At 64.1% G+C, this 14740-nt stretch carries 14 protein-coding genes and 1 pseudogene; 10 read left to right on the plus strand and 5 right to left on the minus strand.

The window, feature by feature from the left end:
- Position 1 precedes the first annotated feature (1 nt).
- Complete coding sequence (gene phaZ / locus IVA78_RS15275; protein WP_247466174.1) at positions 2-1225, minus strand: polyhydroxyalkanoate depolymerase; 1224 nt, start codon at positions 1223-1225, stop codon at positions 2-4.
- A 167-nt stretch (positions 1226-1392) separates the two neighbouring features.
- On the opposite strand from phaZ, the gene IVA78_RS15280 reads away from it, so the two are divergent.
- Complete coding sequence (locus IVA78_RS15280; RefSeq protein ID WP_247278386.1) at positions 1393-2049, plus strand: glutathione S-transferase family protein; 657 nt, start codon at positions 1393-1395, stop codon at positions 2047-2049.
- 291 nt (positions 2050-2340) lie between these two features.
- Here IVA78_RS15280 and IVA78_RS15285 read toward each other — a convergent pair whose 3' ends face one another.
- Complete coding sequence (locus IVA78_RS15285; protein ID WP_247278387.1) at positions 2341-2565, minus strand: hypothetical protein; 225 nt, start codon at positions 2563-2565, stop codon at positions 2341-2343.
- Between the two features lie 185 nt (positions 2566-2750).
- Here IVA78_RS15285 and IVA78_RS15290 point away from each other — a divergent pair, with 185 nt between their 5' ends.
- The gene (locus IVA78_RS15290; RefSeq protein ID WP_247466177.1) at positions 2751-3107 is read left to right on the plus strand and encodes a hypothetical protein; all 357 of its coding nucleotides are present in this window, start codon (positions 2751-2753) and stop codon (positions 3105-3107) included.
- A 9-nt stretch (positions 3108-3116) separates the two neighbouring features.
- Here the strand turns inward: IVA78_RS15290 and IVA78_RS15295 are convergent, their stop codons facing one another.
- A complete protein-coding gene (locus tag IVA78_RS15295) occupies positions 3117-4220 on the minus strand; it encodes a mandelate racemase/muconate lactonizing enzyme family protein (RefSeq protein ID WP_247466180.1) in 1104 nt (367 codons plus the stop codon).
- Between the two features lie 176 nt (positions 4221-4396).
- On the opposite strand from IVA78_RS15295, the gene IVA78_RS15300 reads away from it, so the two are divergent.
- The 5 genes from IVA78_RS15300 (at position 4397) to IVA78_RS15320 (ending at position 9606) form a co-directional block, all read left to right on the plus strand.
- Entirely contained in the window at positions 4397-5230 is an 834-nt protein-coding gene (locus IVA78_RS15300; protein WP_247466184.1) for an AraC family transcriptional regulator, read from the plus strand.
- Between the two features lie 141 nt (positions 5231-5371).
- Positions 5372-6298, plus strand: a complete 927-nt coding sequence (locus IVA78_RS15305) for an SMP-30/gluconolactonase/LRE family protein (RefSeq protein ID WP_247466187.1) — start codon at positions 5372-5374, stop codon at positions 6296-6298.
- A 206-nt stretch (positions 6299-6504) separates the two neighbouring features.
- Positions 6505-7098, plus strand: a complete 594-nt coding sequence (locus IVA78_RS15310) for a GNAT family protein (protein ID WP_247420440.1) — start codon at positions 6505-6507, stop codon at positions 7096-7098.
- Between the two features lie 117 nt (positions 7099-7215).
- The gene (locus IVA78_RS15315) at positions 7216-8862 is read left to right on the plus strand and encodes a GMC family oxidoreductase N-terminal domain-containing protein (RefSeq protein ID WP_247278392.1); all 1647 of its coding nucleotides are present in this window, start codon (positions 7216-7218) and stop codon (positions 8860-8862) included.
- 195 nt (positions 8863-9057) lie between these two features.
- Positions 9058-9606: a hypothetical protein gene (locus IVA78_RS15320; RefSeq protein ID WP_247466190.1), complete on the plus strand. Its 549-nt coding sequence runs from the start codon at positions 9058-9060 to the stop codon at positions 9604-9606.
- Positions 9607-10624: 1018 nt separating this feature from the next.
- Here IVA78_RS15320 and IVA78_RS15325 read toward each other — a convergent pair.
- Together IVA78_RS15325 and IVA78_RS15330 are read right to left on the minus strand one after the other, a co-directional pair.
- Positions 10625-11467 (minus strand): MoxR family ATPase, encoded by an 843-nt coding sequence (locus IVA78_RS15325; protein WP_247333898.1) that lies wholly within the window; start codon positions 11465-11467, stop codon positions 10625-10627.
- A 96-nt stretch (positions 11468-11563) separates the two neighbouring features.
- Positions 11564-11807, minus strand: a pseudogene (locus IVA78_RS15330) (GlsB/YeaQ/YmgE family stress response membrane protein).
- A gap of 112 nt (positions 11808-11919) precedes the next feature.
- Here IVA78_RS15330 and IVA78_RS15335 point away from each other — a divergent pair.
- The 3 genes from IVA78_RS15335 (at position 11920) to sseA (ending at position 14739) form a co-directional block, all read left to right on the plus strand.
- Positions 11920-13095 (plus strand): VWA domain-containing protein, encoded by a 1176-nt coding sequence (locus IVA78_RS15335; RefSeq protein ID WP_247278395.1) that lies wholly within the window; start codon positions 11920-11922, stop codon positions 13093-13095.
- Between the two features lie 132 nt (positions 13096-13227).
- Positions 13228-13641: a rhodanese-like domain-containing protein gene (locus tag IVA78_RS15340; protein ID WP_247466193.1), complete on the plus strand. Its 414-nt coding sequence runs from the start codon at positions 13228-13230 to the stop codon at positions 13639-13641.
- A gap of 243 nt (positions 13642-13884) precedes the next feature.
- A complete protein-coding gene (gene sseA / locus IVA78_RS15345; protein ID WP_247466196.1) occupies positions 13885-14739 on the plus strand; it encodes a 3-mercaptopyruvate sulfurtransferase in 855 nt (284 codons plus the stop codon).
- Position 14740 lies beyond the last annotated feature (1 nt).

Consider the following 14740-nt stretch of genomic DNA (forward strand, 5'->3'; position numbering starts at 1 on the left):
TTCACGAATTCACGTGCACGAAATCCCGCAGCAGCGGATAGATCTCATTGTTCCAGCGCTTGCCCGAGAACACGCCGTAATGGCCGACGCCGGCCTGCATGTGATGGACGCGGCGATAGGCGCGTACGCCGGTGCAGAGGTCCTGCGCGGCGAGCGTCTGGCCGATCGAGCAGATGTCGTCCTTCTCGCCCTCGACCGTCATCAGCCCCATGCGGCTGATGGCCTTGGTGTTCACCGGGCGTCCCCGATGCATCAGTCGGCCCTGCGGCAAGAGGTGCTCTTGGAACACGTCGCGCACGGTCTCGATGTAGAATTCCGCAGGAAGGTCCATCACGGCGAAGTATTCATCATAGAAGGTCTTGATGCTGGCGGCCTTCTGCTTCTCGCCCTTGGCGATGTGGTTGGCGAGGTCCAGATGCTGCTTGATGTGGCGCTCCAGATTCATCGCGACGAAGGCGGTGAGCTGTACGAATCCCGGATAGACTTTGCGCAAGGCGCCGCGGCACTGCACCGGCACGTAATTGATCAGGTTGCGCTCGAACCATTCGATCGGCTTGCTCTTGGCGAATTCGTTGACCCTGGTCGGCTGGATGCGGGTATCGATCGGTCCGGCCATCAGCGTCAGCGTCGCCGGCCGCGAGGGGTGGTTGTCCTCGCACATGATCGCGGCGGCTGCGAGCGCCGAGACCGATGGCTGGCAGATCGCCACCATGTGAGGGCGCGGGCCGAGCTGGCCGAGGAATTCGATGAGATGCTCGGTATAGTCGTCGAGCCCGAAGCGGCCCTTGCTGCGCGGAATGTCGCGCGGATTGTGCCAGTCTGTGATGTAGACGTCGTGGTCCTGGAGCAGCGTCTGCACGGTGCCGCGCAGCAATGTCGCGAAGTGGCCCGACATCGGCGCCACCAGCAGCATGCGCGGCTGCTCGCCCACGCCGTCCTTGCGAAAGTGCAGCAGCGAGCCGAACGGCGTCGCGCAGGCGATCTCCTCGGTGACGGGAATTTCCCGATTGCCAACCATCACGCTGTCGATGCCGTAGGCCGGCCGATCATAGGTGAGGGTGGAGCGCGAGATCAGCTCGAGCGCCGCCGAGAGCCGGCCGACCAGCTGATCCGACACGCCCTGCGGCACCAGGTTGAGGAATTTGAGCGCGGACGAGGCCCCCGCCCGCCATGGCGCGGTCAGGTCCATATGGTTCTGGAAGGCTTGATAATACATCGACATCATACTGAAACGCCCACCTGACCCCTGCCATTATGCAATATCGAAGCCAAGCGGGAGCTGAACCGCCCGCAAAACTGGCACATCGCTTGCTCTCATTTTGAAGGAAGCACAGCTCATGGGCACGCCCACGGGCCGCGCGGGTGTCGAGATCAGGCGTAGGGAAGGGCCAAATGGCGAAGGCGACACTGACCATCAGCAGCAAGAACTACTCGTCCTGGTCGCTGCGTGGCTGGCTGCTGGCGAAATTTTCCGGGCTCGATTTCGAGGAAATCGTCACCGCGCCGGACGATCCATCCGCGCGCGCGGAAATCCTGCTGCTGTCGTCGTCGATCCTGGTGCCGTGCCTGCGGCACGAGGGCGCCGTGGTCTGGGATACGCTGGCGATCGCCGAATATCTCAACGAGGTGATGCCGGACGCCGGGCTGTTGCCGGCCGACCGCATCCAGCGCGCGCATTGCCGCTCGATCTCAGGCGAAATCCATTCCGGGTTCGCCACGCTGCGTGCCTCGCTGCCGGTCAATTTGAAAGGACACTTTCCCGGCTTCAAGATCTGGTCGCGCGCACAGGCCGACGTCGACCGCGTCTGCTTCATCTGGCGCGACTGCCTGGAGACATCGGGCGGTCCCTTCCTGTTCGGCGAGCGGCGCACCATGGCCGATGCGATGTACGCCCCTGTGGTGACGCGCTTCATGACGTATGACGTCAAGCTCGCGGCGCCGCTGAAAGCCTATGCCGACACCATCATGGCCATGCCGGAGATGCAGGAATGGATCGCGGCGGCGCGGGAAGAGCCGGCCGAGATCGAGGAGCTCGAGGTCGAATATTAGGCAGCCCTCGCGCTGTCCTGCCCGTTTCGGCGGCTGGGGACCGTCGCCCAGCAGGCACGCGGCTTGCCCCACCATGTCCCTGACGCGATTAACTTCTGCCGCCAATACCCGGCCCAAACCCAATCCTGCCCTGCGCAGATCTTGTGCGCGCGAACCGGCCGGCTCGCGACATCTAGCCGTGAACAGCTGCGTACGGGGCGCTACGGCCGATTCGGACGTGATTCGTTCGGGCCGCGTTCCGAAGGTTAAGGCGAAGCGCGGCCCCGTCGCATTTTGAAACAGGGATCGCCGTCAGGCCGCCCCGCGCTGCTTCATGCGGGGCAGGCGCCAGCCGATGACGGTTGCTTCGACCGCGATGCCGGCCTCGTGGTTCTGCCAGCGTCCCTCCACATAGCGGCAGGCGAACGGCAGCTGATACGTTCCGCTGTGGTCCTCGCACAGCACCTCGAGTGGCAGGCCAGCTGGTGGTTCTCCGGCGCCGTCGAATTCCGCCAGACGTCTATCGCGCGTTGCCATTCCAAAAATCTCCCCTAAACAAAGCCGCGGAAAGAACGCCCACTTCTTTCCGCGTGCCGATCATCGTTCCCCGTCCGAGGGAACGGGCGCAAGCTCAACGCGAGAATGCGGTACGAGTGTGGTAGCCTCACGCGACTGCGCGCAAACGGCGCACATTGCCGTGATCGATTTGACGAGGAACCTTCATGCTGCTCCGAAGCGCCGGCGTTTGTTTCGCAATGTTGCTGCTCGCCACGCTGGCGCCGCTGCCGGTGCACGCGCAGGACGTGCCCGGCATCGAGATCTGCACGGTCGAGAAGACCATGGAACGGCGCACGAGCTGCCTCCAGAGCAATGTCGACTTCCTCCAGAAGACACTCACCAAGCTCAGCCTCGATCATCAGCAGAGGCTGGATGCGGCCAATCGCCAGATCGACGCGTTGAAGACGAGCCTCGCCGGCTTGCAGAAGACGCTCGCCGACCTCCAGGCTGCGCAAGCCAAGACCGCCGACGATCTGAAGAAGAAGCAGGATGCGCCGGCGGCGAAGGACGCGGCGAAATAGGCGCGGCGATCAGGCGACGCGATAACGCTCCATCACGCCGCGATCCGGTTCATAGCCAAGTCCAGGGCCGCTCGGCACTGCGACATGGCCGGTCGCATCGACATCGGCGCGGCCGCCCCAGAGGCAGGCCTCGCGTTTCAGATAGAACATCTCGACGAGCCCGTCCTCGCGCGTCGCCAGCAGATGCAGCGTCGCGAGCAGGCCCGGACCGAAATAGGGGGAGTGCGGGACGATCTTGACGCCGAGCTGATCGGCCAGCGCCGCCACCTTCACAAATTCCGTGATGCCGCCGACCTTGATCACCGAGGGCTGGGCGTGGCTCACCGCGCCCGCATTCATCATCTGGCGGAATTGATATTCCGTGCAGGCATTCTCGCCGGCGGCGATATTCAGCCCGCCCTTGCTGCGAACGTCGGCGAGCGCAGCAAAATCCTCCGGCGGCCACACCGGCTCCTCCAGGAACATGGGTCTTGCGTCTGCACATGATTTCGCGAACGCAATCGCCTGCTCGCTCGTCAGCGGGCAGTTCATGTCGACCATCAGCGGAATGGTGGGCCCGATCGCCTCGCGTGCGGCGAACACGGCAGGTAGCGTGGTCTCGTGCAGCTTGATGGCGCCATAGCCGAGCGCCAGCGCCTTCCTGCATTCGCTAGCGATGGCCTCGGGCGAGCCGATCCGCAAGAGGCTGGCATAGGCCGGGATGGCCGTGCGCCTGGTCTCGCCGAGCAGGCGGTGGACCGGCACGCCCTCAATCTTGGCGGCAAGGTCCCACAGCGCGATATCGAGCCCGGAGATCGCGAACATGGTGATGCCGTAGCGGCCGAACAGATGCAGATTGCGCTGGATCTGCTCCATGACCCCAGGGATGCCGGCCGCATCAGGCACCTTCAGCCCGCGCGCTTGGGGTGCAATCATCTCCTCGACGGCGCTGCGCGTGGTGCGAGGGCAGACATAGGCGAAGGCATCGCCCCAGCCGGTCAGCCCGGCATCGGTCGTGACCTCGACCAGCACCATGTCGAGGGCTGTGATTGCGGAAGCGCCCTGGCGGAAGCTCGCGACACCGGCGTCATAGGGGATGCGGATATGGTGCGCCCGCACATCGGTAATTTCCATGACGCGGTTCCTCCGTGCTTTCTGGTGAGCGGTTTCAGGCAGTGTAGCCACGAACGCGAGGGCGTTGCCAGTGGCCATTCCCGAACTATCCTCATGCGAGGACAGCAACGCCGATCAAGCGAAGCGGGCGTGACCGGCGCACCATCGCCGCGTTTCGAACGAGGGCCTGAATCGCCATGAACCCAGCCCAGCGCGCGCTCTGGTATGTCGAGAGCCATCTGGCCGAGCCGATGACGCTCGACGAGATCGCGCAGATATCCGGCGTGTCGCGGTTCCACGTCGTGCGTGCGTTTGCGGCAGCCACCGGGCTTCCGGTGATGCGTTACGTGCGCGCGCGACGGCTGACGGAAGCTGCGCGCAGTCTTGCCAACGGTGCGCCGGACATCCTGTCACTGGCGCTGGAGGCGGATTACGGCTCGCACGAAGCATTCACCCGCGCGTTCCGCGACCAGTTCGGCACCACGCCCGAAGCGGTGAGGGCCGCGACATGCGTCAGCCACCTCAAGCTTCAGGAGCCGATCCTCATGGACTCCACTATGCTCGACCATCTTGCCCCGCCGCGTTTCGAGACTGCAAAGGCCTTCCTCGTCGCCGGTCCCGCCGAGCGCATCTCCTGCGACAATGGCGCCATCATTCCCGGTCTATGGCACCGCTTTCACCAGGAGGTCGCCGACATTCCCGCGCGCATCGGTAACGTCGCCTACGGCGTTTGCTGCAACGGCGATGATGCCGGCAATTTCGACTACATCGCCGGCGTCGAGGTCGCCGATTTCTCGGACCTGCCGCGTCGCTTCGGCCGCATCCGCATCCCCGAGCAGCGCTACGCGGTCTTCACCCACACCGATCACGTCGCCTCGATCCGGCGCACGGTCAACACGATCTGGAATCAATGGCTGCCGGCCTCCGGCCTCAAAGCCGCGGACGCACCGAGCTTCGAGCGCTATGACGAAAAGTTCGATCCAGCAACCGGCAATGGCGGCTTCGAGATCTGGGTCCCGGTTAGGGAATAGGGGGCTTCCGCAACGCTGGCATACCATCCGGCTTGCTTGGCAAGCGCCGGTGACTTTGTCATAACCGCCGGCAAATCTTGCGTGTGGGCCCGTGCTGGACATCCCGTGCAAGTCATAACAAGCAACCGGGAGGGTCCCAACATGTCCAACGTCCGCGTTCTCGCCACCGACCTCGAATTTCCAGAAGGGCCGGTCGTGATGCCGGATGGTTCGGTCGTCCTGGTGGAGATCCGCGGCCAGCGCCTGACCCGCGTTCATGCCGATGGCGGCAAGGAGATCGTCGCGAAGGTGCCGGGCGGCCCGAATGGTGCTGCGCTGGGTCCCGACGGCAAGATCTACATCTGCAACAATGGCGGCTTCTCCTGGATCCCGACCCGCAACATGATCATGCCGGGCCCGCAGCCCGACGACTATCTCGGCGGCTCGATCCAGCGCGTCGATCTGCAATCCGGCAAGGTCGAGACCGTCGTGACCAAATGCGGCGAGCACGATCTGCGCGGGCCCAATGATCTGGTGTTCGACAAGCAGGGCGGCCTGTGGTTCTCCGATCTCGGCAAGCGCCGCGCGCGCGAAATGGATGTCGGCGGCATGTATTACCTCAAGCCCGGCATGAAGGAGATCGTGGAAGTCGTGCACGGCGTGTTGCCGGCGAACGGCATCGGGCTGTCGCCGGACGAGAACACCGTCTACATCGCGGAGACCCCGACGGGCCGGCTCTGGGCCTATGAGCTCTCGGCGCCGGGCACGCTCAAGCCGCGCGAGGTGATCTATCGCGGCGAACGGGGCAAGCCGATCTGCGGCCTCGGCGGCTACCAGATGTTCGACTCGCTCGCGGTGGAAGCCAATGGCAATGTCTGCGTCGCCACCCTCGTCTCCGGCTGCATCTCGGTGATCGCGCCCGACGGCACCCTGGTCGAGCAGGTGCCGACCGGCGACCGCGTCACCACCAACATCGCCTTCGGCGGCCCCGAGCTGAAGACCGCCTACATCACCCTATCGGGCAAGGGCGAACTGATCGCCATGGACTGGCCGCGCGGCGGTTTGCCGCTCAATTTCCTAAACAAATGAACGGTGCTAGTTACCGTCATCGAGAGCGAGGCAAAGCACCTGCCTGACCCTCACCCTGAGGAGCGCGCCCTTAGCGCGCGTCTCGAAGGGCGAGGCCACCAGCCGCGCCTTCATCCTTCGAGACGCGCGTTCCGCGCTCCTCAGGATGAGGGGTTGGCAGTCCGGATTGCTTCGCTTCGCTGGCAATGACGTAAGGAGAGACTTCCATGCCCTGGCCCGACCCCATCACCCTGCGTGGACAGCACGCCCGTCTCGAGCCGCTGTCGCATCAGCATCTCGAGGGGCTGGCCGAGGCCGTCAAGGACGGCGAGCTGTCGAAGCTCTGGTACACCGCGATCCCGCTGCCGGAGAACATGGGCAAGGAGATCGACCGCCGCTTGGGGCTACAGGCCGCGGGCTCGATGCTGCCGTTCACGGTGTTCGACGCCGCCGGCAGGATCGTCGGGATGACGACCTACATGAACATCGACGCCGCCAACCGGCGCGTCGAGATCGGCTCGACCTGGTATGGCAAGAGCGCGCAGCGCGGCCCGCTCAACACGCAATGCAAGCTCCTGCTGCTGCGGCACGCCTTCGAAACCCTGAACTGCATCGCCGTCGAGTTCCGCACGCATTTCTTCAACCACCAGAGCCGCCGCGCCATCGAGCGCCTGGGGGCCAAGCAGGACGGCATCCTGCGCAGCCATCAGGTCGCGCCGAACGGCAGCTTGCGCGACACCGTGGTCTACAGCATCACCGCGGCCGAATGGCCGACCGTACAGGCGCATCTCGAATTTCAACTCAACGACAAGCCGCGCTAGTTATGATGTACACTGGATTTGCGGTGCGCTCGATCAGCTCTCCCCTCCGGGGAGAGGTGATCGCGAGCGCCGCTGCACGTCACTCAACTTCACGACACCCTAGGCGGCTGAGGCACCATGGACAGATTTGATTATGTAATCGTCGGCGCGGGTTCCGCCGGTTGCGTGCTCACCAGCCGGTTGAGCGAGGATCCCAACACAAGCGTCTGCGTGCTGGAGGCAGGTCCTTCCGACTGGCATCCCTACATCCATTTGCCGGCGGGCTTTATCAAGACCTTCCACATGAAGAGCATCAACTGGGCCTACCAGCAGGAGCCGGGGCCCTGGACCGGCGGGCGCAGCATCTACGCGCCGCGCGGCAAGACGCTCGGCGGCTCGTCCTCGATCAACGGCCACATCTACAATCGCGGCCAGCGCATGGATTTCGACACCTGGGCGCAGATGGGAAATCGCGGCTGGGGCTATGCCGACGTGCTGCCTTATTTCCGGCGGCTGGAGAAGCGGATCGGCGAGGGCGAGGACACCTATCGCGGCCGCGACGGCAACCTCATCGTCACGACCATGAACTGGCGCGATCCGCTCTGCGAGGCCTTCATGGAAGGCGCGGTCTCGCTCGGTATCCCCCGCAACCCCGATTACAACGGCAAGACTCAGGAAGGCGTCTCCTACTGCCAGCGCACCATCAACAACGGCCTGCGCGTCTCTGGCGCCACCGCATTCCTCAAGCCCGCGATGAAGCGCCCCAACGTGCATGTGCACACCCATGCGCACGCGACCGAGATCATCTTCGAGGGCAAGCGCGCCGTCGGCGTGCGCTACATGAAGGGCGGCCGTGGCGGCACGCCTGTCGAGGTGCGCGCCAACAAGGAAGTGATCCTCTCGGGCGGCGCCTATAATTCGCCGCAGCTGCTGCAGCTCTCCGGCATCGGCTCGCCCGATCTGTTGCAGGCCCACGGCATCAAAGTGCGCCACGCGCTCCCCGTCGGCGAGGGCCTCCAGGACCATTACGCCCCGCGCACGGTCGCGCGCGTCAAGGACATCAAGACCATCAACGAGCTTCGCCGCGGTTGGCGGCTCTGGGTCGAAGCAGCGAAATGGGCGACGGCACGCCGCGGCCTGCTCTCGCTGTCGCCGACCATGGTCTATTGCTTCTGGCATTCCGGAGAGACCGCAGAGAGCTCCGATCTCCAGCTTACCTTCACGCCGGCCTCCTACAAAGAAGGCGTGCAGGGCCAGCTCGAGGACGAGCCCGGCATGACGGTCGCCTCCTGGCAGCAGCGCCCGGAAAGCCGCGGCTATGTGCGCATCCGCTCCAGCGATCCGTTCGCGCCGCCGATCATCCAGACCAATTATCTTGACGCCGAGCTCGACCGCCGCGTCATCGTCGCCGGCATGAAGCTCGCGCGCAGACTTCTCAAGTCCGCGCCGCTGTCGCCTTATTACGCCTACGAAGATTTCCCCGGCCCCAACGTCAACACCGATGAGGAATTTTTGCACGCCGCCACCCAGCGCGGCACCACCACCTTCCACCCCGGCTGCACTTGCCGCATGGGTCCGGCGGATTCCACCTGGGCGGTCGTCGATGACCAGCTCCGCGTCCACGGCCTCGAAGGCCTGCGCGTCATCGATGCCTCGGTCATGCCGCGCATGATCTCGGCGAACCTCAACGCCTCCACCATGATGATCGCCGACCGCGCCTCGGACCTGATCCGCGGCAAGCAGCCGATGGAAGCCGCGCGGATACCGGAGGCGGCGGTGGCGTGATCCGCTTCGCCTCTCCCCGCGTGCGGGGAGAGTCCGGAATTCAAGCGCAGCTTGAATTCCGGGTAAGAGGGAAACTCCACGAGTCAAATTCACCTGTCTCAAGGAGCCGCCGATCCGGCCAGACAACTAAAAGTTGCTTGAATATCTCCGCGCTTGTAGTCTCGATGGCCTGGGCGGTCTTTATCGGGAATGGACGTGACTAGGAAAGCAGGGCTCGAAGAGGGCGCCGAGCCGTTGGACGGCATCATTGTCGGTGAATTGCCCAGCGACGTATTTGCTCGTCGTTTCGGCAACTATTTCTTCTCCGATATCGATCTGAATTCATCGGAGTCGATCATTTCCACCCTGCGGCAGGTCGCAGTTGTATGTTCCGGTTTGGATTCCGAGGTCGATGTTTTTGCGAGCTCAAGCCGAAGATTTCTTGCAAGGCTGGACAATGAGGCGAGTTGGCCTCGCGAGATCAAGAAGCTAAGCCGAGAGATGTGGGTCGATGGTGACACAGGTGGAATGTTTATCATCGATCGAAGAAAGAAGTGGGTTATCTATCAGGCGCGTCCCGTTGACTTGGCCGTTCTGGCGGTCGATTGCCACGCAGACCTGAGAGGAATATCGGCAGTTCGAGACAGCTTCTTCACGATCGGCGACGTCAAGAACTGGCTCTCGCTTCGAACCGCTCGCGACAGGGAGTTGGTCGACGTCTTCGGAAGCGGCTTTCTTTCCGCATTGGTCGAGAGCTATTCATGAGCCAGACTGCGACCGGGTGAGCCAACGCTGCGAGATCTAACCTGCCCGACGATGCTGGCATGGCTGACCCGTCGGGCAAAACACCCCGCAGCCCGTCAAGCCCTTCTCACGAAAATATTCCACTTTACCGAAATTCGGAAATACGGCATAAATCGAGACAGCCCGGCCCGATGATGAGGGGCGTCTCGCGAGTCGTTCGAAACGCGGGCCGGGTTGCGGTGGACGCGGCAGCGTCGGCACGCGAGATCAAGGGCAGGGCGGATTGCTCTCCGTGAGCCCGAGGCCGCGTGCGGACGAGCGGCGCTGTCAGGTTCGTCTCGCCAGCATTCTTCCGGCAACGTCGACAACGCCGGAGGATAATGCGGCGAAAAGCGGGCCGTGCGTACGGCAAAACCGTGTGGTCCTGGCCGTCGTTGCTACGGTCAAGCCCTGGCGAATGCGGCATGCGCGTCAACCGGCGCGGTGTCGGCGACTTTCGCTGGAAGGAATTCGGCTCCCAGGAGAGCGCGGCATAAGTCGTCCAACCACTGCGCAGGGAAGGCCGTGTGTTCGGCTTCACCTGTATGCCGCTGTGCAGTTTTTCTGCGTGTGCCTTCGCACGGCGGACCGCGGGTGCCAGCCGGCGCCCGGCCTTCCCTGCGCCCTCCCGGCTTTGAGGGTGGAGCGACGAAGCAAAGCTCGGGCGAAATGCGCAGCGAGGCTGCGGACGTGTGTCTGCAGCGCAAATGCGAATTGGAGAACGACGCCGATGCCCCTTGCTCCGTCATTGCGAGCGCAGCGAAGCAATCCAGACTGCCTCAACGGGAAAGATTCTGGATTGCTTCGCTGCGCTCGCAATGACGATGGGGAGGCAGTGGTGCGTCATACCGTACTCTCGTGCCCCGGAGGCAGCTAGCGCTTCTTCAGCGATGCGCTGCAGAGCCGGTGCCCATGTCTCCGAGCAATCCGGATCGCCTTCTGGGTCCCGGCTCTGCGCAGCAACGCTTGCGCGTTGCGGCGCGTCCGGGACACGAGACCTCTACACTTCCCGCCGGCTCAGGAACGCCAGCCGCTCGAACAGGTGCACGTCCTGCTCGTTCTTGAGCAGCGCGCCGTGCAGCGGCGGGATCAGTTTGCGCGGGTCGCGCTCGCGCAGCTGCTCGGCGCTCATGTCCTCGTTGAGCAAGAGCTTGAGCCAGTCGAGCAGTTCGGACGTCGATGGCTTCTTCTTCAAGCCGGGCACCTCGCGCACCTCGAAGAAGATGCGCAGCGCCTCTTCGACCAGGCGTTTCTTGATGCCGGGGAAGTGGACGTCGACGATGCGGCCCATCGTGTCGGCGTCGGGGAATTTGATGTAGTGGAAGAAGCAGCGGCGCAGGAAGGCGTCGGGCAGCTCCTTCTCGTTGTTGGAGGTGATCATCATGATCGGGCGCTGCTTGGCCTTGATGGTCTCGCCGGTCTCGTAGACATGGAATTCCATGCGGTCGAGCTCGAGCAGCAGGTCGTTGGGGAATTCGATATCGGCCTTGTCGATCTCGTCGATCAGCAGCACCGGGCGCTGCTCGCTCGTGAAGGCCTCCCACAGCTTGCCGCGCTTGATGTAGTTCCTGATGTCGGACACCCTGGCATCGCCGAGCTGGCTGTCGCGCAGGCGCGACACCGCGTCGTATTCGTAGAGGCCCTGCTGCGCCTTGGTGGTGGACTTGATGTGCCAGGTCAGCAGCGGCGCGTTCAGCGCCTTCGCCACTTCCTCCGCCAGCACCGTCTTGCCCGTGCCGGGCTCGCCCTTGATGAGCAGCGGGCGCTCCAGCACGATCGAGGCATTGACGGCGACCTTGAGGTCGTCGGTCGCAACATAGTCCTTGGTGCCGGTAAATTTCATTGCGTGTCCTTAGGTAGCTGTCAGCGAGGGGCGTCGGCCCCGGCCGCGACAAACGAACGGCCGCACATAGCGGCCGTTCCTGGTTCGATCAGGCTTTCAGACCCGTTTTATCAGCGAAAGGATGACCAGCACAATCACCGCCCCCGATCGTCGCGTCCACGATGGCGCCGACCGTGCCGGTGGCGAGCAATATGCAGCTGCGGCAGCACCCAGCTCGCGACCAGCGCGCCGATGGTCCCACGACCATGTTGCCGATCAGCCCAAATCCCGCCCCGTGGACAATCTTGCCCGCCAGCCAGCCTGCGATCGCGCCGATGATGAGTGCGGCGACAATTCCCATTGCAAACGTCCCCCTACGGCCGCCAATTCTAGAGCAAAAAGCCACCCGGTCCAGCGTCCCGCGGCGTTCTCCGCCCCTTGACGTGCGGCACCCGACGGGCAATCTGTCACCCATGTTCCTGCAATTCTTCACCTCTCTGCGCGACGCGCAGGTCCCTGTGACGCTGCGCGAATACCTCACGCTGATCGAGGCGCTCGACGCTGACCTCGCGGACTACACGGTCGAGAACTTCTACTATCTGTCGCGCGCCTCGCTGGTGAAGGACGAGCGCAATCTCGACAAGTTCGACCGCGTCTTCGGCACCGTGTTCAAGGGGCTGGAAAACCTGCTCGACGCCATGGAGAAGGCGGAGATCCCCGAGGAGTGGCTGAAGAAGCTCGCCGAGAAGTATCTCACCGAGGAAGAGAAGAAGCAGATCGAGGCCATGGGCTGGGACAAGCTCATGGAGACGCTGAAGAAGCGCCTCGAGGAGCAGAAGGGACGGCACCAGGGCGGCAGCAAGTGGATCGGCACCGCAGGCACTTCGCCGTTCGGCGCCCACGGCTACAATCCCGAAGGCGTGCGCATCGGCCAGGAGAAGAACCGCAACAACCGTGCCGTGAAGGTGTGGGACAGGCGCGAGTTCAAGGATCTCGACGGCAATGTCGAGCTCGGCATTCGCAACATCAAGGTGGCGCTGCGCCGCCTGCGCAAATTCGCGCGCACCGGCGCGCCGGACGAGCTCGATCTCGACACCACGATCCGCGAGACCGCCAATCACGGTTATCTCGACGTCCACATGCGGCCCGAGCGGCGCAATGCGGTGAAGCTTTTAGTGTTCTTCGACATCGGCGGCTCGATGGATGCGCATATCGAGCAGGTCGAGGAGCTGTTCTCGGCGGCGAAGAGCGAGTTCAAGCACATGGAATATTTCTACTTCCACAACTGCCTCTACGAAGGCGTGTGGAAGCAGAACAAGCGCCGCTTCACCGACCGCACCCCGACCTGGGACGTGCTGCACAAATATCCGCACGACTACAAGGTCGTGTTCGTCGGCGACGCCTCGATGTCGCCTTACGAGATCATGGTGCCGGGCGGCTCGGTCGAGCACGTCAACGAGGAGCCCGGCTCGGTCTGGCTCGACCGCATCATCCGCACCTATCCGCATGCGGTGTGGCTCAACCCGGTGCAGCAGAAGCATTGGGACTATTCGGAATCGACCACCATCATCAAACGCATCTTTGCCAATCGCATGTATCCGATCACGATCGAGGGGCTGGAAGGTGCGATGAAGGAATTGACCCACTGATGCGATCCACCGTCATTCCGGACGCCCGCAGCGCGGCCGATCCGGAATCTCGAGATGGCGTGTGACGATCGAGATTCCGGGATCGATGCTGCGCATCGCCCCGGAATGACGGAAGAGAAGAAGGGAACAAACATGCCCCAGACCATCACGCGCGGCATCAAGGCGCTGATCGACGAGGCCAATGCCGAGGTCGAAACGCTCTCCGCCAAGGACGCCATCGAGATCTCCAAGAACGGCGATGTCGTCATCGTCGACATCCGCGATCCCCGCGAGATCGAGCGCGACGGCCGCATTCCCGGCGCGTTCGCCTGCACCCGCGGCATGCTCGAGTTCTGGATCGATCCGCAGAGCCCGTACGCAAAACCGATCTTCCAGGAGGACAAGAAGTTCGTCTTCCATTGCGCCGGCGGCTTGCGCTCGGCGCTCGCCGCCAAGACGGCGCAGGACATGGGCCTCAAGCCCGTCGCCCACATCGCCGGCGGCTACGCCGCCTGGCGCGATGCCGGTGGGCCGACCGAGCAATGGGTGCCGAAGAAGAAGGGATGAGGGCCTCGTCATTCCCCGCGCAGGCGGGGATTCCAGTACGCCGCGGCCTATCGGTTGAATCACACCCGTCTCGGAGTACTGGATCGCCCGTCCCGGCTCCGCCCAGGCTACGCCGAGGCCCATAGGAGTGCTCGGCCCGCCGAAGCCTTGGCGAAGGCGGCAAGCCGGGCGATGACAGCGGAGACGCTGCATCGTCCTCGCTCGCGCGACGCGCGCCCGAATGACCACAAGGAAGGACCTCGCATGACCGCCACCGACCCCCTCGTCTCCACCGAATGGCTCGCCGCCCACATCGACGATACCAACGTCAAGGTCCTCGACGCCAGCTTCAAGCTGCCCGGCGTGCTGCCGCTGCCGAAGGACGACTATCTCGCCGCGCATCTGCCGGGCGCTGTGTTCTTCGACGTCGATGCGGTGTCGGATCATTCGAACCCGTTGCCGCACATGTTTCCAAGCGCCGAGCAGTTCGGCCGCGACGTCGGCAATCTCGGCATCTCCAATGCCGATACGGTGGTGATCTACGATGCCGGCGGCTGGGTCGCGGCGCCGCGCGCGTGGTGGATGTTCCTGTCTTACGGCCACAGCAATGTGCGCATCCTCAATGGCGGCCTGAAGAAGTGGCGCGCCGAGGGCCGTCCGGTCGAGAGCGGCGAGGTGAAGCCGAAGCCGGCGACGTTCAAGGCGAGCTATGATGCAAAGCGCGTGCGCAGCATGCAGCAGCTCATCGCCAATGTCGAAAGCCGGGCCGAGCAGGTGATCGACGCGCGCGCCGCCGACCGCTTCGAGGGCCGCTCGCCGGAGCCGCGGCCGGGCATCCGCTCCGGCCACATTCCCGGCGCCCGCAACGTGCCCTATAATCTGTTGTTCGATGCCGCGACCGGCACCATGAAGCCGCTTGACGAGCTCCGCGCCGCCTTCACCGGCGCCGGCGTCAAGTTGGACGCACCGATCGTGACGAGCTGCGGCTCGGGCGTCTCGGCCGGCGTGCTGACGCTCGCGCTCTATCGCTTGGGGATCACGGACACCGCGCTCTACGACGGCTCGTGGTCGGAATGGGGCCAGGCCGGCGGCCCGCCGATCGCGACCGGGCCGGCGTGAC

It is taken from the genome of Bradyrhizobium sp. 137 (genome assembly GCF_023074095.1).
Lineage (GTDB): Bacteria > Pseudomonadota > Alphaproteobacteria > Rhizobiales > Xanthobacteraceae > Bradyrhizobium.